The 18,259-nt window shown below is 52.7% G+C and carries 16 protein-coding genes; 8 read left to right on the top strand and 8 right to left on the bottom strand.

Annotation, left to right across the window (positions count from 1 at the left end; genetic code table 11):
• Positions 1 to 338 precede the first annotated feature (338 nt).
• Positions 339 to 836 carry a hypothetical protein gene (locus JMI88_RS15160; protein ID WP_201362726.1) on the top strand — a complete coding sequence of 166 codons (498 nt, stop codon included), beginning with the start codon at positions 339 to 341 and terminating at the stop codon, positions 834 to 836.
• An 18-nt stretch (positions 837 to 854) separates the two neighbouring features.
• Here the strand turns inward: JMI88_RS15160 and JMI88_RS15155 are convergent, their stop codons facing one another.
• A complete protein-coding gene (locus tag JMI88_RS15155; RefSeq protein WP_201362724.1) occupies positions 855 to 1,193 on the bottom strand; it encodes a hypothetical protein in 339 nt (112 codons plus the stop codon).
• 151 nt (positions 1,194 to 1,344) lie between these two features.
• Positions 1,345 to 1,722, bottom strand: coding sequence for a DUF488 domain-containing protein (locus tag JMI88_RS15150; protein ID WP_201362722.1), 378 nt, complete (start codon positions 1,720 to 1,722; stop codon positions 1,345 to 1,347).
• 195 nt (positions 1,723 to 1,917) lie between these two features.
• Here JMI88_RS15150 and JMI88_RS15145 point away from each other — a divergent pair, with 195 nt between their 5' ends.
• The 7 genes from JMI88_RS15145 to JMI88_RS15115 all read left to right on the top strand — a co-directional run bounded on the left by JMI88_RS15145 (position 1,918) and on the right by JMI88_RS15115 (position 11,373).
• Positions 1,918 to 2,754, top strand: coding sequence for a class I SAM-dependent methyltransferase (locus JMI88_RS15145; protein ID WP_373323866.1), 837 nt, complete (start codon positions 1,918 to 1,920; stop codon positions 2,752 to 2,754).
• Between the two features lie 276 nt (positions 2,755 to 3,030).
• On the top strand, positions 3,031 to 4,068 hold the full coding sequence (locus JMI88_RS15140; RefSeq protein WP_201362718.1) for a LacI family DNA-binding transcriptional regulator: 1,038 nt from the start codon (positions 3,031 to 3,033) through the stop codon (positions 4,066 to 4,068).
• Positions 4,069 to 4,277: 209 nt separating this feature from the next.
• Positions 4,278 to 5,621 carry a substrate-binding domain-containing protein gene (locus tag JMI88_RS15135; RefSeq protein ID WP_201363033.1) on the top strand — a complete coding sequence of 448 codons (1,344 nt, stop codon included), beginning with the start codon at positions 4,278 to 4,280 and terminating at the stop codon, positions 5,619 to 5,621.
• A gap of 116 nt (positions 5,622 to 5,737) precedes the next feature.
• On the top strand, positions 5,738 to 6,676 hold the full coding sequence (locus JMI88_RS15130; RefSeq protein ID WP_201362716.1) for a carbohydrate ABC transporter permease: 939 nt from the start codon (positions 5,738 to 5,740) through the stop codon (positions 6,674 to 6,676).
• 37 nt (positions 6,677 to 6,713) lie between these two features.
• A complete protein-coding gene (locus tag JMI88_RS15125; protein WP_201362715.1) occupies positions 6,714 to 7,601 on the top strand; it encodes a carbohydrate ABC transporter permease in 888 nt (295 codons plus the stop codon).
• A 57-nt stretch (positions 7,602 to 7,658) separates the two neighbouring features.
• A complete protein-coding gene (locus tag JMI88_RS15120; protein WP_201362713.1) occupies positions 7,659 to 10,016 on the top strand; it encodes a glycoside hydrolase family 3 N-terminal domain-containing protein in 2,358 nt (785 codons plus the stop codon).
• 178 nt (positions 10,017 to 10,194) lie between these two features.
• Complete coding sequence (locus JMI88_RS15115; protein ID WP_201362711.1) at positions 10,195 to 11,373, top strand: phosphotransferase; 1,179 nt, start codon at positions 10,195 to 10,197, stop codon at positions 11,371 to 11,373.
• Between the two features lie 73 nt (positions 11,374 to 11,446).
• On the opposite strand, the gene JMI88_RS15110 is transcribed toward JMI88_RS15115, so the two are convergent.
• The 6 genes from JMI88_RS15110 to JMI88_RS15085 form a co-directional block, all read right to left on the bottom strand.
• The gene (locus JMI88_RS15110) at positions 11,447 to 12,691 is read right to left on the bottom strand and encodes a cytochrome P450 family protein (protein WP_201362709.1); all 1,245 of its coding nucleotides are present in this window, start codon (positions 12,689 to 12,691) and stop codon (positions 11,447 to 11,449) included.
• Positions 12,692 to 12,894: 203 nt separating this feature from the next.
• Positions 12,895 to 13,908, bottom strand: a complete 1,014-nt coding sequence (locus JMI88_RS15105) for a tagatose 1,6-diphosphate aldolase (RefSeq protein WP_373323865.1) — start codon at positions 13,906 to 13,908, stop codon at positions 12,895 to 12,897.
• An 82-nt stretch (positions 13,909 to 13,990) separates the two neighbouring features.
• A complete protein-coding gene (locus tag JMI88_RS15100) occupies positions 13,991 to 14,926 on the bottom strand; it encodes a 1-phosphofructokinase family hexose kinase (protein WP_201362707.1) in 936 nt (311 codons plus the stop codon).
• Positions 14,927 to 14,929: 3 nt separating this feature from the next.
• Entirely contained in the window at positions 14,930 to 16,021 is a 1,092-nt protein-coding gene (locus tag JMI88_RS15095) for an SIS domain-containing protein (protein WP_201362706.1), read from the bottom strand.
• A 26-nt stretch (positions 16,022 to 16,047) separates the two neighbouring features.
• The gene (gene nagA / locus JMI88_RS15090; protein ID WP_201362705.1) at positions 16,048 to 17,223 is read right to left on the bottom strand and encodes an N-acetylglucosamine-6-phosphate deacetylase; all 1,176 of its coding nucleotides are present in this window, start codon (positions 17,221 to 17,223) and stop codon (positions 16,048 to 16,050) included.
• A complete protein-coding gene (locus JMI88_RS15085; RefSeq protein WP_201362704.1) occupies positions 17,220 to 18,248 on the bottom strand; it encodes an ROK family protein in 1,029 nt (342 codons plus the stop codon). The genes nagA and JMI88_RS15085 overlap by 4 nt, the downstream gene beginning before the upstream one ends.
• Between the last annotated feature and the right edge of the window lie 11 nt (positions 18,249 to 18,259).

Genomic DNA, 18,259 nt, shown 5'->3' with positions numbered 1-18,259 from the left:
TATACAGTATTTTATTGCTTTCTAGGTGCCAGCATTTTTTGGGAGAAAATCCTTATCAGGTTACGTTCAATATACTACAAGTATATTTCAGCAGTTCTTGTGACTTTTCCAATGCTCATCGTTTTGAATACGGAGCTTCAGGGCTCCTTTTATTGACACTTTTATTGTGTCCGATGGACATCCAAAAATATCAGGGTGCCATTACAAAACTAGTGGAGGAATAACACAAAAATCTGTGGTGAAAGAGCATGTTAGCCCATGTTGTTATAGTAGCCTGACCAATAGCGCGTATTTTTACCCTCTCAACCTATTGCGTTAGCCAGACAAGGAGCGCCACCATGCAAAAAGTTTCCCTGCGTAAGGTGAAGACACCCGTCAGTTACTTGCAGGAAAACAGTGAAGAGGTCTTACATTTTTCATTGCAAGGCTTACTACCAGCAGGCCATACCCTTGCCCTCAACACAACCCTCGGAACTCTTTCTCATCTGGTTTGTAAAGATGAGCGTCCGTATATGTTGATGGAACAACAGTTTACAACCAGTGAGAGCTGCGTTCTGCTGCCCTTACTTGAAGCCTATCCTTATTATTGTCCCTATGAGGTGCTCCTGGCGAGCTTCAATAGTGGACGCGTGACGGATGTGGCAATCGCGCGCAGTCGCAAGCGTTTGCTGGAAGCGCAGGAGGCAGGCGTCTGGGATCAAGAGATGCGACCGGTGCGCAATGTGCTGTCACGCACACGCTTGAAGACGCGCTCCTTTGGAATTGAAATTTCGTCAATCCTGGAGACTGGTTATATATTGATGCAGATGCCCAGGCATAAACATCCTGAAATCTAAACTGCGCATATCAGCAAGTTAGTCATCCAGACTTTCGTCGCAACGCCATTGGTGCGCGCGCAGGCGATAACTTTTGAGCGCCATGAGCAAAGGAAGGAGATCAGGCATATGCTCTAGATCAAGCGGGCAAAGTTTTTGTATGCGCATGCACAGATCTATATCCAAGGCCTGGGTGACCAGTTCCGTCAGTAGTTGCAGCATTTCAGGTAAACGCAGGGGCAGGGTAATTGTATTCACCAGTTGCGCCAGCACTGCGTGCAGATTCAGCTGTCCTTTCTTAGCGACAATGGCCTGGCGTGACACTGGCTCCTGGATTGATTGTGCTAACGCGGTTGCTGGAAAGACGGTATCAGACATACGGAAGTAGAAATCTTTCTCAGCTTAGCATATAAAACATGCTTTGTCTATCCAAAGGGTATAAAATTTGTATAAAAATCGTCGAACAATGTCTTGCAAAATTATATATAAGACTGGTAGAAGACTTTTTCTTGTTAGAGGGAAAGATGTTTTAGCTATGCTTGCGACGGAGGAGCACATCGCGCAAAACCAGGGCGCCCGAATGTTGCACGTCGTGTGCCGCAAAAATGAGCGTCACTGGCCCCTGTTGCGCCAGTTCATACAGTTTTTCCAGGGCTGCCTTTGCTTCAGCCGAGTCTAATTCCTTTTCATAACGGCGACGAAACTCGGCAAACCGCTCGGGCACATGCCCAAACCAGCGGCGCAGATCATTGCTTGGAGCCACCTCTTTCAACCAGAGGTCTATCTGCGCTTTTTCCTTGGAGATGCCACGCGGCCAGAGCCGCTCGACCAATACACGCGTCCCATCATCCGCCCCCTTCTCCTCATAAGCACGCTTCAGATGAACGACCAGAGACTTAGAGCTCATGATTAACCTCCTCCTCTACGTTTACATTCCAAAAGCCCTCATCCACATCGCCACACGATACATTATAGCATATGGGTCGCAGAGGTAAATAAGGCATGAAAAATATCACATGCTTTACAGCCTTGTTTTTCTCATCAGAATACGATATGCTTTTCCTGTATTTAAAAAGGAGTTTCCTCATGCGCAAAGAAAGATCTGCACGAAGAGAATCGCCGTTCCTGGAATGAGGCTACCCGGGCTCACAATAGTCACCGGGGCGATCAGGTGGCCTTTTTCCGCAACGGAGGGACCACATTACATCCTGAAGAACTAGAACTGCTAGGGGACATCCGTGGACGTTCGGTCGTCCATTTGCAGTGCAATGCCGGACAAGATACGCTCTCGTTGGTTCGCCTGGGTGCCATCGTAACGGGCGTCGATATCAGCGATACCGCCATCGACTTCGCGCGCACCCTCTCCCAGCAGACCGGCATCGCTGCCACGTTTGTCCGTAGCGATCTCTATGAATGGTTCCAAGAGACAGCCGCGAGTCAGCAGCGGTTCGACCGGGCATTTTGTTCCTATGGAGCAATCTGCTGGCTCTCCGATATCAAAACCTGGGCTAAAGGGGTGGCTGCTATTCTGCGTCCAGGAGGATCGCTGATCGTGATTGATCGCCATCCCGTTTCACGGATGTTTGACTGGGACGGAAGGCGAACGTCTCCCTATACCACGCGGGGAGAGGCGCTGAGCTTTGAGGATGGGGTGGGCGATTATGTCGCCGCGGGCGGGCAAGGGCTCCCTGGTGGAGAGTATGTATCAGGCATACAAGATTTCGTCAATCCTAACCGTCACCACGAATTTAGCTGGGGTCTGGGTGACATCGTTACGGCCGTGCTAGACAGTAATCTGACCTTGACGAGCTTGCGTGAGTATCTCTACATCAATGATGCTCCCCCCTTTGCAGGCATGGTCGATTCTGAGGGTCATTGGTCTCTGCCTCCCGATCAGCCTAACATGCCACAGATGTTTTCTCTCACCGCCCGCAAGTAACTGAGTGGTAGTTCATCCCTCAGTTCCGTCACCTGTGGTCACCCTGAAAAATATAATCCCTTTCAATTTTACCGATAAGTTTATCGGTAAAATTGAAAGGGATTATCTCTATACTCCTTTCGTTTATTCCTCATGATTGTAGTTACATAATGCTTGAATGAAAAGATAGCACGATGCATGTTCGATATTTCTTTGTTAGCTCATCCCCTTGACAAACATGAATTTTACGGGAATACTTATTATTATTCCGATAAAAGAAACAGGTGTTTTCCGATAATGAAGCAATCTTTATCTAAGCGTAGCACTATGGCAGAAATTGCTGCGAAAGCAGGAGTTTCTATTCCCACCGTTTCCCGTGTATTACATCATCGACCCGATGTAGCACCCGAAACTCGTAAGCGTGTGGAACAATTGCTGGAGGAACATGGACTTATCCAGGGCCGCGCGAAGAAGCTTTTACGGAAGGAGCACAGCGGTATTGTCGACATGCTGTTTCCCGGATTTGATAGCATGTATTCGTTCGAAATCGCGCGCGGCGTAGAGGAAGTAATCGCTCGCACAGACCTTCGCCTGGCGATCTCATCTACGCATCATTCTACAGAGCTTGAGCAGCGCTGGATGAGCAAAATCCAGAAGAGTCCATCCGATGGAGCTATTCTGGTGCTTGCACACGGTGAACCGCGACATTTCGATCCATTGCATCGTCACAATATTCCTTTTGTCGTTGTCGATCACGGAGGGGAACTGGGGCCCGATACGCCGTCGGTCGGGGCCACCAACTGGCTTGGTGGTCGTACGGCTACGGAGTATCTTATTTCGCTCGGCCATCGCCGGGTCGCTGTCATTACCGGTCCAACTACGCTCCCATGTAGTCAAGATCGCGTCGCGGGCTATCGTTCAGCCCTGGAAACCGCAGGGCTGCAGATAAATCCGGCTTTTATCTGTCTGGGGGATTTCTCTCCTGACAGCGGGTATGAGCAGACCAACGCATTGTTGGATTTGCCAGAGCCTCCTACAGCTATTTTTGCTGGCTGTGATGAGCAGGCAACCGGCGTCTATAGCGCGCTACGTGCCCGTGGCTTGAATATTCCCGACGACATGAGCGTGATTGGCTTCGATGATGTTCCAACAGCGTCTATCATCACTCCTAATCTGACAACGATACGCCAACCACTGCGAGAGATGGGGCGGGTTGCTACAACAATGCTGTTGCATTTGATTAATGGAGAGCCGCTAGATAGCATGCGTGTTGAGCTAACAACCCATCTGGTCGTGCGCGATTCATGCAGACCTCTAGATGATGCAAAGAGGTAAGCCTCCATACGTTTTTATCGATCGGTCTTTCTGGCGTAGAAAGGAGAGGTAGCAGCGTTTTTCCCAATTTCCTATCGAAGAGTGGTGAATGCTTTTCGTTGGAATGGTGCCCGACAATCATTGATAATTTTTGATTTGGTATTATTTGATTATAAATACCAGGCATGACATACAAACCTGGTAGGCATAGGTGCCGGAGAAGCAGAGCAATGCAAACAAAGATATCACGTCGCACTTTTCTAGAGGTTACAGGTGGCGCAGCGCTGGCAACATCGCTGGCAGGATGCTTCGGTGTTGGGAGCAGCCAATCAACGACCACAACAGGAGGCGGCAGCGGTAGCACGAACGGCGTTACAATTTGGGATATCCGTACCGGTAGTGAGCAAAAAGTTGTTCAGACGATTACCAATGATTTTAATACCAAGCACTCCAATATTCGCGCAACCCTCAATTTCTTCCAGAATGATCCCTACAAGCAAAAACTCCAGGTCGCCATGGGCGCACATAATCCACCCGATATTTTCTTTGGTTGGGGTGGTGGCATCCTGAAAAGCTATATCGATGCCAATGATGTGTATGACATGACCAACGACTTCAATTCCGATGCCAGCTGGAAGAACCGTATTATCCCTTCAGTTCTGGCTGGAGCGACCTTCAACGGCAAGCTCTATGGTGTCCCAACCAGCGGCGTGCAGCCAGTTCTGTTCTTTTATAATAAGGACATTTTCAAGCAATATAAATTGAATGCCCCGCAAACCTGGAATGAGCTGCTCAACGCCGTCGACACATTGAAAAAGAATAATGTGATTCCGATAGCGCTGGCCGGAGGTAGCAAATGGCCGTACTTGATGTATTCGGAGTATCTTACCGATCGCATCGGTGGGCCAGACGCTTTTAATGCGGTGCTGGCGGGTAAAGCCAATGCCTGGTCGCAAGATGCATTCATTAAGGCTAATACTGCTATTCAGCAGTTGGTAACTATGGGGGCATTTGGATCCTCCTATGCTTCAACCATTGCCGATACCAACCAGGATACGGCGTTGCTCTACACTGGAAAAGCAGCCATGATGCTGCAAGGAAGCTGGAATTTCCCTGTGATCCAGACGAATAGCCCCGATTTCATCAAATCTGATAAGCTCGGCTGGTTCCCCTTCCCAAGTGTTGAGGGTGGTAAAGGCAATGCCGCCAACATTTATGGTAATCCCTGCAACTTCTATTCAATCTCGAAAACCGCTAAGTCGCCGCAGAGCTGTATCACGTATCTGAAGGACGCTGTTCTGGGCGATGAAGAGGTCAAACAATTTATTGCCGTCGGCGATGTGCCTCCGGTTCAAGGTATTGAGTCGCAGCTGGCCAGCGCCCCTAACGGCGAGTGGCTGCAGTATAACTATAAGATGGTGCAGACCTCACCGCACTTTCAGTTGTCCTGGGACCAGGCATTACTGCCACAACCAGCGCAGGTGCTGCTGACGAACCTTGATCAGTTGTTCTTGAAGCAGATTACTCCTCAGCAGTTCTCGGACAATATGAATAAAACCTTGAGTGCTTCATAGGCGGGTGACCGGCGAGCATGTATGCTCTTACAGGTTGCTATCCCCACCCTTGTTTGCATTTCTACCTCTCCTGTAAAAGAGGTAGAAATGCAAATTCAGTAGATCGGAGGGCGCGTATGAGCGCATCAATCAAGGTTTCAAAAACATCATCCAACAGCTCTAAGGTTTCTCGACGCTCGGGTTGGATCGCGGTACTGTGGACTCTGCCAGCGCTGGCGTTCTACCTTCTCTTTGCCATTGTGCCGATGTTTATCGCGGTCTATTTAAGCTTCACCAACTGGAATGGCCTTTCGCCGGCTACCTGGGTCGGACTGAAAAACTGGATCGCGCTCCTGTCGGATTCGGTTACTGGCCATGCGCTGATATTAACCGTCGAGGTTATGATTGTGAGCTGGATTGTCCAGACACCGCTGAGCCTGATCCTGGGCGTTTTTATGGCGGGACAACAGCGGTACCGTGCGGTTCTTAGCGTTGTCTATTTTATTCCGCTCCTCTTCTCGGCGGTTGCGATTGGTCTGACCTGGGTGTCGATTCTGGACCCTAACTTCGGCTTATTGGATACTTTTTTAAAGACGATTGGCCTGCCAGGTCTGGCGAGAGGCTGGTTGGGCGACCCGGATCTGGCGTTTTTTGTCGTGATGGCGATTATCTGCTGGCAGTTTATTCCTTTTCATGCCTTACTCTACCTGGGTGGCGCGCGTCAGATTCCAAAGGAATTGTATGAGGCGGCTAATATCGATGGCGCTGGCCGGATACAAAATTTCTTCTCGATTACGCTGCCCCAGTTGAAGTATACGATCATTACTTCTACCACGCTGATTTTCACTGGTTCTCTCACCTATTTCGATCTCTTCTGGGTGACAACCGGAGGCGGACCTGGCTACGCTACTCGTGTCTTGCCGCTACAGATGTATATTACGGCCTTCCCCAATGAGTCGGTTGGCTATGGAAGCGTGCTGGCAGTGCTCCTGGCTCTTTTTGGCATCGTCCTTTCGTTTATACTGCTGCGTTTTACCGGTTTTACCAAGATGTCAAGCCAGTTGGAAGGATTGTAAACCAGCACATTGTTACATTGGAAAGTAAGGTACTTCTATGGGTGTAGGCATACTTCCTGAGAAAGCTGCGACTGAGCGGCAACCACAGCAGAGGCGTTCGCGCTCCTTGGGCCAGATGTGGGAGATTGTTCCCATCCTTTTTGGTGTCATCTGGCTCATTATCTCATTCTATCCAGTTCTCTATATGTTTATGACCAGTCTGCGACCACTGGCAGACTTCTTTACAGATACTCCCTGGCTGCCTCCCACACATCCAACCCTAAGCAATTATGGGGATATCCTTTCTAACGATTTTGGTCTCTATTTTGCGAATACTGCATTTGTGACCGTAATCAGTGTGCTCTTGATTGTGATTGTCTCGCTCTTTGCTTCCTATGCTATCTCTCGCATTCGCAATGGTTTTACGCAAGGAGTGTTTAGCCTGTTCCTGGTCGGACTGGCGATTCCGTTGCAGGCGACCATTATTCCGATATATGCGATGATTACCAATCTGCATTTGTATGACACCTTGTTCGCGTTGATCTTGCCGAGCGTGGCCTTTGGCATTCCGCTGTCCGTCCTGGTGCTCGTTACCTATATCCGCGATATTCCCAAAGAGTTGCATGAATCAATGTTGCTGGATGGGGCCGGCCATTTCCGCATCTTGCGCAGCCTGGTGATGCCATTGTCGCGACCCGCTTTGATCACGGTGGTCATTTACGAAACCATCCAGGTCTGGAATGGTTTTCTCTTCCCCCTGGTGTTAACCCAGAGTGCGAGCGTGCGCGTCCTGCCTCTGGCATTATGGAGCTTCCAGGGACAATACACGACGAATGTGCCAGCGATTCTGGCCGCTGTCTTCCTTTCGGCTACGCCGATTATCCTCCTTTATATCTTTGGGCGTCGTCAGTTGCTTGGCGGTCTGGTTGCGGGCTTTAGTAAGTAGGAATGGGATACGTTGCGCGCATGCTCGCGCTCAGTACGATTAGAAGGATGACAAAGTATGGGGCAAATACCTTTGTATCGCGACCCGCGGGCTCCTATTGAGCAGCGGGTCGAGGATTTGCTGGCTCAGATGACGCTGGATGAGAAACTGGCGCAGTTGGGCTGTTATTGGAGTACGGCGTTTATCAGCACGGGTACCTTTAATCCAGAGGTGGCGGTGGAGAAGATGCCATATGGCATTGGACAAATTACACGCATTGGCGCCGCTACTGGTCTGCATCCGCAGGAAAGCGCGGCCTTTATGAATGCGCTGCAAAAGGTCGTGCTTGAGCGTACACGGCTGGGTATTCCGATCATTGTTCATGAGGAGTCAACGGGGGGCTTCTGTCATCGCGATGCCACCGTTTTTCCACAGGGACTTGGCCTGGCTGCGACCTGGAATCCGGACCTTGTGAAGCAGGTGGCGGAGGTGATCCGTTCTCAGATGCTGGCGGTGGGTGCCAGGCATGCGCTGGCACCGGTGCTGGATGTAGCGCGCGATCCACGCTGGGGACGAGTAGAAGAGACGTATGGCGAGGACCCCGTTTTGATCGGGACGATCGGGACGGCGTATGTACAGGGTCTGCAGGGCGATGATCTCGCGCATGGGGTGGCCGCTACAGGTAAGCATTTCCTTGGCTATGCCCTGTCGGAAGGAGGCCGGAACTGGGGTCCAGTTCAATTGGGACCACGAGAACTACGCGAGGTCTATGCTGAGCCGTTTGCTGCGGTGCTGAGAAATACAGGCATTGCCACGATCATGAATTCGTATGCGTCCGTAGATGGCCTACCGTGTGCTGGTAGCCCCGCCATTCTGACCGATTTATTGCGTACCGAGTTGGGCTTCGATGGCCCTGTGGTTGCGGACTATGCCTCTGTTGAGATGTTGATGAACTACCATCGGGTGGCGGCTACGCCCGGTGAAGCGGCTCGCCTGGCCTTGCTGGCTGGCCTGGATATGGAGCTGCCCACGACCAATTGCTATGGTGATCCACTCAAAGCGGAGGTTGAGGCGGGCCGTTTAGCGCCAGAGGTTGTTGATACGGCGGTATGTCGTGTATTGCGTCTCAAGTTCCAGCTGGGTCTCTTTGAGCAGCCGTATGTGGATGCAGGGGCTGCGCCTGCGGTCTTTCAAACTCCTGATCAGCGTGCGCTGGCCCGGCAGGCGGTCGCGCAATCAACCATTCTGCTCAAGAACAATAGTGTGCTGCCTCTTGCTCCTACCATTAAACGGGTGGCAGTGATCGGTCCCGGTGCTGACGATCAGCGGCTCCTGCAGGGCGATTACCATTATCCGGCTCATTTGGAATTGATCTATGCCGCTCCCCAGAATACGGAGGCGACCGGTCTCACTGTGCCCCAGGCCAGTGGAGACTATGCGCCGGGCCCATTTTATACTCCTCATGTCACACCGCTGGCGGGTTTGCGTGCGGCCCTGGATAAAGATGTTGAGATTGACTATGCTAAAGGCTGCGAGGTGCTGGGTGATGATCGATCTGGTTTCGAGGCTGCCGTCCAGATAGTCAGCGCTGCAGATGTGGCCGTAGTCGTGGTCGCTGGACGCAGTGGACTCTTGCGGCCAGTGACGTCTGGTGAAGCCAATGATGCCACTAATCTCGACTTGCCTGGTGTGCAACAGGAACTGATTGCTGCCCTGGCGGCCTGTAAGACACCCCTGGTTGTAGTTGTGCTCAGCGGGCGCATTCATACGCTGGCTTCAGTAGTCAATCAAGCGAGCGCCTTGCTCCAGCTATTTCCAGCTGGTGAAGAAGGTGGTAACGGCCTGGCAGATGTGCTGACGGGGAAAGTTAATCCCAGTGGACGCCTGCCTGTAAGCATGCCACGCTCAGTCGGTCAGATTCCGGTTCATGTTGGGTACCGCGCGGGAGGCAATCGAGCGATGTTTTTTGATGATTACATCGATTCGCCGACAACGCCGCTCTTCTCCTTTGGACATGGCCTGAGCTACACCACGTTTGCCTACAGTGACCTGCAGATCCAGTCGAAGGATACCACTGCATCCATTGAGATCACGTTAAAAGTAGGCAATGCCGGAGAAGTCGCAGGCGATGAGGTCGTTCAGCTCTATTGCTGTGACAGAGTGGCCTCCGTTGCTCGTCCTGACCACCTCTTGCTCGGCTTTGCTCGTATCTCGCTTGAGCCCGGACAAACACGCCAGCTCACCTTCAAGGTCCATCCGTCCCGGCTCGCCTTCTATGATCCATCGATGCGTTTTGTGACCGAGCCAGGAGACTTTACCTTCAGCCTGGGCGCTTCGGCCGCAGATATACGCGTTGCCGAGACCGTTACCCTGACAGGTTCAATCGTTGAGTATTGCCAGCGAGAAATTGTGGGCACCACAATAACCGTCAACTGACAAACTTGCCGTATCTATCTCATCATTAACAAATAGAATGAGATAGATACGGCATCCTCATAATATTTCTACCTCTTCTATTATATCATAGGAGCACATCGTCCAAATGACCGATGTGTTTTTTGGCTCTGCCCAGGTATGCTTCTCCTGACAAAAAGAACTATATCAGGAGGACAACATGAGAGAGCAAGCTAGCAAGGAGCTCCGACTCCCCGTTCTCGACCAGCAGACAGTCACTGTGCTGATGGGCCAGGTTCTCGGTCGTCAAGGGATCAAGCTCCTGAAGTGGCAGGTCCACGAGCTTTCTGGCTGGACCGGATCAGCCACGAATGGCGTATATCGTTTGGCCGGAACCGGGCTGAATCAAGATCGGGAGGTGGAGTGGTCGCTCATCCTGAAAGTGCTCTCTCGCACACCTGCCGGGAAAGCTCCTGCTGGTAGTGAGCAGGAACATGTCCTCTATTGGAAGCGCGAAGCCCTCGTTTATCAGTCACATCTGCTCGATAATTTGCCTGGAGGATTGAGGGGACCCCGCTGCTATGACTGCCTGGAACACTCTGACGAGTCGATATGGCTCTGGCTAGAAGATGTGAAGGAGCACTATGGGCCACGCTGGCCATTGGAGCAGTATGCGCGAGCAGCCCGCAGCCTTGGCCAGATGAATGGGGCCTATCTTGCTGGTCGATCATTACCCTCGTATCCATGGCTGGTGAGAACTGGCTCTCCGCGTGGTCTCCTGGAGCACTCTGGCTGGATGTGGAAAATCGTTCGTGATCCCTCCACCTGGCAACACCCACTACTGCGCGCGGCCTTCCCCCTCCCCATTGCTTCCCGCCTCCTGGAACTATGGGAGGAGCGCAATATATTGCTCGAGGTATTTGAACGGCTCCCGCAAACCTTCTGCCACCTGGATGCCTGGCGAGGAAACCTCTTCGCGGCACCGCAAGGGGATGGGCAACATCAGTTGATTGCCATTGACTGGGCCTATCCAGGCCTGGGAACCATCGCCACGGATATCGGCGACCTTTTTGCGCCCAGCTTCGGTCTGTTTGGGGTCGAACCATGCGATCCGCGCACACTTGATACGGTGATTTTTGAGAACTATCTTGAAGGTCTCCAGGCTGTCGGATGGTGCGGGGACCGCAGTATGGTGCGCTACGCCTTCGCCATCTTTGCGGCCCTCAAATATGGTTGCTTCCTCCACTGGCTCTATCAGATCGTTAATGAGGATCGGCATGCAAGCTGGGAACGCAGAACAGGACATTCGCTCGACGAGTGCCTCCAGAATCAAGCCGCCCTGATCTACTACTTGCTTGATCTCGCAGACGAAGCTCGCTACCTGATCAATTCGGTGTGAGAGCACCTGTCATCCCACATTCCCTACCTAAATTTCGCAAGGATCACCTGGAGAGGCTGGGTCACCTCATTTTCTAGAATGACACTGGCAATGCCTCCAGGCCACGCAGAATAAAACTGCTGCGCCAGCGTACTTGATCCGGTGTCGTGTTGAGACGTAAGTTCGGCATGCACTGGACCAGCGTATTAATGGCGATTTGTCCTTCAAGCCGACTCAGCGGAGCGCCAAGGCAGTAATGTACACCGTGGCCGAACGCCAGATGCCTGTTATTCTTGCGCGTAATGTCCAGTTCATCAGGATTGTCAAAGTAGTTGGCGTCACGATTTGCAGATCCAATTACTGCCAGCACCAGCTCGCCGCGTGGAATCGTTGTCCCTGCAATCGTGATCTCTTCACGCGCATAGCGCTCGGTGGCCATTTCAACCGGACAGACAAAGCGCAGAAGCTCTTCTATCGCGGGTTTGATCAGCGCTGGCTCATTGCGCAGTTTTGTCAGCTGATCGGGACGTTCTAATAATGCCAGTGAGCCGCTACCTATCAGGTTCACGGTTGTTTCGTGGCCGGCGACCAGCAGCAGAAAGATCATTCCCAGCACTTCATCTTCACTCAGTTGATCGCTACCATCTCTGGCCTGGACCAGGGCTGTGATCAGATCGTCTTTGGGATGGATGCGCCGCTCCTTGATGAGTTTCTTCAGGTATCCCAGAAATCTCATGACAGTAGGAATGAGCACGATATAATTCATGCTTGCTCCCGCCGCCAGAAAGGTCTTTGTCCAGCGATGGAACTTATGATTGTCTCCCGCTGGAACCCCTAAAATGCGTCCAATCATGGTGAGTGGCAGGGGGAGTGCGAAGTCAGCGACCAGGTCCATGCCGCCCTTACGCTCGGCCGCATCCAACAACTCATCCGTTAATGTCTGGATCTGGTCACGCATCCGCTCAACCAGGCGCGGCGTAAATGCTTTGTGAACCAGGGCTCGCAGCCGTGTGTGATCTGGACTATCCAGGTCGAGCATATTCCTCTCTAGAGGCTTGAACATCGGTGGGATCCAGGGCATCTTTTTCAGTTGCTCAGGCGACATCGCATTGCGGCGATCTTTGGCAAAACGTTCGTCTTTTAATACATTCAACACATCGTCATAGCGTGTAATCAGCCAGGCACGCTGCTTCGTAGGGAGCGTCACCGGAAAGACAGGCGCCTCGGCGCGTAGTTGTGCATAAAATGGAAATGGATTCGCTTTGAACTTTGCATCGACTACATTCACTGGCGCAATTGAACTCATGGGTGCGGTTGTTGTAGGGTGTTTCTTCATCATGATTCGTGCCCCTTATACCGTCCAATATTATACTGAAAGTATCTTTCTGCCACCATAAAGGTCGGTAATATTATACATCGAATCAAATCGCTCGCAATCGCTTTTCAGTGCGATTGCGAGCGGAAAAACAAGCAAGCGCCCGCAAGGGACGCATCTACGAGTCATGTTACTTGCTGCGTTTGATGGTTTGCTTTATTCTAAATTTATTTATCTATCACTTCGATAGCATCTATGCCTCCATAGATGGTGTACCAAGGTTGCGCGCACACGGCCAGCACATCGTCCAGAGCCTGGATGTTGCGCACGCCCTGATCAAGCAGCCACTCCTCCAGCGCGGACTCGCCATCCTGCACAAAGACAGGGATGCCGCCTTTCCAAGTGGCCCGGCCACACAGGACGCCACTAAATGGTACATTGGCTTCCGCGGCCAGTTCCAGCGTCTCGCGGAACACGGCGTCATCGACGCCACCGCTTAAATAAATAAATGGGATTTTGGCAGCAGCGGCGGCGGCCTGGAAATGTTCAATGGCGGCAGCGCGCTCGTAAGCTACTTCCCCACCTTTGTGCGCCAGGCTCCCGGCCAGGTAGGTACAGTTAATGGGAACTTCAACCTTGAGCATATCAATGCCGTAACAGGGTCGCGAAAACTCCTCGATAATGGAGCGTACATAACCTGGCTTCAGCCGTGCAAACTCGAGGCTCTTCTCCTGATGCACGTTGTCATAAGCAAGGGGCTCAAGAAAAAAGGGAATATCCAGGGCTCTGCATTCATCGCCCACGCGCTCGACGAATGCTTGCTTGCTATCATTGATCCATGCTTCATCAGAGGGATTATAGTAGAGCAAAATCTTGACGACATTTGTGCCAGCTTCTATCAGACGCCGTGCGCTCCATTGAGGAAGCAGGCGTGGGAGGCGTCCAACGGCCTTCTCATCATAGCCTGTCACTTCATAGGAGAGCAGGGCTCCACAGCCTGGCGCCCGCTCACGCAGGGCCGATAAACCGTATTCGGGATCAAGCAGAACCGCGCTCGCGTAACGCGTCAGGACCTGCACCACCTTTCGCTTAAACGTCGAGATGGTATCCGCTGTCCCATATCCTTCTTTTAATGTATTGATGCTCTTCTTGAGCGAGCCGCGCTGATCCATGGCCACGGCGGCAATAATGCCTTTATCATTGGCACAGGCTTTGATATTCTCAAATTTACCACGACTGATCTGCACCACTTTTTCGTTCTTTCTTTTTTCAAGCCAGACAATTTCTTTCGCTATGTTTTTTACAACACTCCAAATGCTTTTTTTATAGAGTGAGACTATGAATATCAGGCAGGATGTCTACGATTTGCTGCCGTGTAAAACGACCGGCTCCGAGCTGCAAGGTGTTGGCGGCTCCCGCCGCGGTGCCAAGACGAGCAGCTTCCTCCAGACTCTGTCCACGAACGAGCTCCGCGACAATGCCTGCCAGCAGGCTATCGCCGCTACCGGTGCTACAGATAGCGGGGACGCTGGGGCAGGACCAACCAAAACTCTGATTGGCCTGTGAGCGACCAATCACACCAGCTTTCCCGAGCGTGATGACAACGGCTTGCGCTCCACGTTTCTGTAAAACAACGGCGGCCTCTAAGGCATCTGTCGGAGTATCGATACGAATACCGGCCGCTTCTGCAGCTTCAAACTGGTTAATCTTTAACAGGGCTGGTTCCAGGGTTAGCGCGGCAGGCAGCTGGGCTCCGTGCGTATCCAACAAGACAGGAACCTCGTGTATCTTTGCTTGCTGAAGTAGCGCGCTCAAACCGTCCGCTGGCGTTCCTGGCGGGAAGCTCCCGTTAATTACCAGGAACTGCGCCTCTGCGAGTAGGCAGCCAACGCGATGCACAAGCGCATACCATTCATCGGGAGTTACCGCCGCTCCTTGCTCATAGATCTCTGTCAGGCGATTGTCAGCTGCGGGATCAACGATGGTCAGGCAGGTACGCAGCTCTGCCTCCACTTCCTGCGCGTCAACGCTCAGACCTTCTTGCGCTGCCAGTGCCAGCAATTGCTTTCCCGCATGACCGCCAATGGGACCAACGACTGTCGTTTGCACGCCAAGTGTGCGTAGCGCCCTGGCAAAATTAAAGCCTTTTCCTCCAGCCAGTGTCATCACTTCTTTTGGTCGGTGTATTTTCCCAAGCGTAAAATTCGGCAACACCATGGTCTTGTCCAGAGCTGGATTGGGAACGACAGTGACGATCATGGTTTATTTCTCCCCGTCCAGCACAACGACGGCGGTCAGGTTATGCGGAGAGTCTGGTGTCTGTCCGTTTGCTCGTGCCCGGTAGTATCCCAGCAGTTGTAGGAACGGCAAATACAGGACACCGCGATTCGCTTCTGATAGGCCAGAATTGAAGCTAACGGAGAAATCAACGTCGGTCGTGAGAACAGCTTGCTCGGCGAGAGCCAGAGTCTGACCGCCCAGGGCCCGCATCTCGCGCAGGACGGTGAGCTCGTAGTCCCGGGCATGGTCTGATAAAAGACCTACAACTAACGTGTGCTCGTTAACCATCGACATTGGGCCGTGGCGGAACTCCATAAAGTGAAAGGCTTCAGAAACTGAGAGCGACATCTCCTTCATCTTCAAGTTCGCTTCAGAGGCCAGTCCATATTGCAAGCCAGACCCCAGGAAATAGAAGCGCTCGATGTGCTTGTCTTCACCCAGGCGTTGCGCCAGATCGTGATGTGCCGTCATCAGTTGCTCACCCAGTGTCGGCAGCGTTTGCATACGCTCGAATTGTGGCTCGTGAGCCAGGGCGGTGGCGGCCTGAGCGGCAACCAGCATGGCGCTGAAAGAGCGCGTCTGCACGACACTCTGTTCCTGTCCGTCATCTATAATTAGCGCCAGGTCGCTCAATCCCACCAGCTCTGCCTCGGGATAGCAGCCAATCGTGACCACCGGCCCGTTGTGGTGTTTTTTGAAGGCCTGAGTAGCGCGAATCGTCTCGGTAGTATGCCCTGAACGAGAGATAGCTAACAACAACGGCTTGCTGTCAGGTGCAACCACAGTGGCAGGAAAAAATAATAATTCAGAGGCTGGCACTGCGCGGGCGCGCACGCCCAGCTGTTGTTGCAAGAGGGGCGCAACAGCTTGCGAGAGATAGTAGGTTGAGCCACAGCCAGTCACCAGAACTTCAGAGAACGGCTTTGCCTTCCAGAGCGCCCGTATGGCCTCTTTTTTTGCTGCCACGACCTCTAATGCCGCACTCCATGCAGTAGATTGTGTCAAAATTTCGCGCAGGGTATGTGATTCATATTCGGCAGAAATACTATTTGTTAATTGCGTTTCATTGCTCATAATAAGCTCCTTGAAAAAGATAAATATCAAGCACGGAAATCTTGACTGCGGTACGTGAGCGTACCGTGTACGATCGTGGCGAGTACATGGACCTGCGCATCAAATACCACCAGGTCCGCAAGATAGCCGGGAGCCAGTGTGCCGATCTCGTGACCTAAGCCTAGCGATTCCGCTGGCACGCTGGTTGCCATCGACACTGCCTGTGGCAGGGATAGTTGCGTTGTTTGCATGACATTAAGCACCGCCTGGTCCATCGTCAGGACGCTTCCGGCCAGGCTATCGCCATGCACCAGGTGTACCGCTCCATCACACACTGTAACCTCCTGGCCCCCTAAGTCATAATGACCGTCGGGAAGGCCTGCGGCCCGCATGGCATCGGTGATCAAAATGGTTCGCGCAACGCCTTTGGCGCGAATCAGGATCTTGAGTACCGCCGGATGCACATGAATGAGATCTGCGATGACTTGCGCATAGATCTCATCGCAACTGAGGACGGCACCGACTGTTCCTGGCTCGCGGTGGTGTAAGCCACGCATGCCGTTGAAGATATGACAGGCCTGCGTCACGCCACATGCCACTGCCTCCATGACCTCTTCATATTGCGCAGCCGAGTGGCCAACCGCGACACGGGCGCCATGCGCGACGGCATACTTGACCAGTTCCAGGTTGACGGATATTTCGGGCGCCAGGCTAATCAGGGAAATATTTCCCTGCACAAAGAGTCTTTCATATTCGCCTGGATCAGCAGGACGAATATGGTGGGGCGGCTGCGCACCTGGATAGGCGGTATTGAGATATGGCCCTTCCAGATGCATCCCAAGAATATGCGCGCCATCAACATCGCGATGTCGCTGCTGATAGCTGGCAACATTCTCTACGGCAGCTTGCACCTGCTGCTGACTGGAGGCTATCGTGGTCGGTAGAAAGCTGGTAACTCCATGACTGGCGACAAAGGTAGCGATGCCCTGCAATGCCTCTGGCGTTGCGTCCATCGTGTCATAGCCTCCACCGCCATGGACATGAATATCAATAAAGCCAGGAGCGATGATATGGCCCTGTACGTCCAGAACGGTTGCCCCCGTGGGTGGCGTCTGGTCGGATCGAATTTCGACAATCCGGTCGTTCTCTATTAGCATCATGTGCTCATCAATCAGGCGCTCGCCAGAGACGATGCGACCATTGATAAGTGCAAGTAGGCTCATTGTTTCTCCCTTTTGTGTTGCGAATTTGCGCGTGCGACCAGCGCTGCTGCACCGATAATGGCGGCGTCACGCTGCATGCTGGTAACTTGAATCGCCTCGGTACTGAGCATTGCCCGACTGGCTGAAGATTGCGCGAGCAGGTGCGCAGCCCTGGTACGTATTGCGATCAGCAATGGGCTCTGGTCACTGGCTAATCCACCACCAATGACGACAAGTTGTGGATCAAAGGTCATCGTAAGCAGGTAGATGCCATACGCGATGTGCTCGCCTGCCTGGCGCAAAATGTGTAGTGCCAACGCATCATTATCGGCGGCGGCCGCGAAGATATGCTCGGAGCGAATGGTCCCATGTCGCTGCTGATAGACTTGTAACTGTGTCTCTTTCCCTGCCGCGATCGCGGTTTGAGCGGCCAGCGCCAGGGCGGGTCCGGCGGCTAGCGCTTCCAGGCAACCACGAGCACCGCAACGGCACAGCGGACCATCTGGCATAACGACAAGATGTCCAATCTCGCCAGCCATACCGTGCGCGCCACGATAGAGCTGACCATGAATGATTGCTCTGGCGGCAACGCCTGTGCCCAGACTGAGATACACCATGTCCTGCATGCCTTGCCCGGCACCATAAATGCTCTCTCCCAATGTTGCGGCGCTCACATCGTTATCGATCGCACACGGCAGGCCAAGCTCCTGTTCGAGCCAGCGCTGCACCGCCACGTTTTGCCAGTTCAGGTTGACCGCGAGCAGGCATATCCCCTGCTCTGGATCAACCATACCCGGAATGCCCAGGCCGACAGCTTTGACGCGCGATGGCGTAATCCCGGACGCCTCGATGCTGGTCTTGATCGCGCTGGCAATTGATTGCAAGGTATGCTCGGGATCACGGATATCGGTCGGCATCTGGATACGTCCCGCGACCTGGCCATGCGCATCAACGATGCCAGCCGCGATCTTGGTTCCCCCCACATCAACGCCAACGATCACTGTTTCAGGATCGCGCGGCTCATTGCCAGATTGTACTTGCTGCATATATCTTCCTC

Source organism: Dictyobacter formicarum (genome assembly GCF_016587435.1).
The sequence above is the reverse complement of the archived record's forward strand: the minus strand, read 5'-3'. Positions and strand labels throughout refer to the sequence as shown.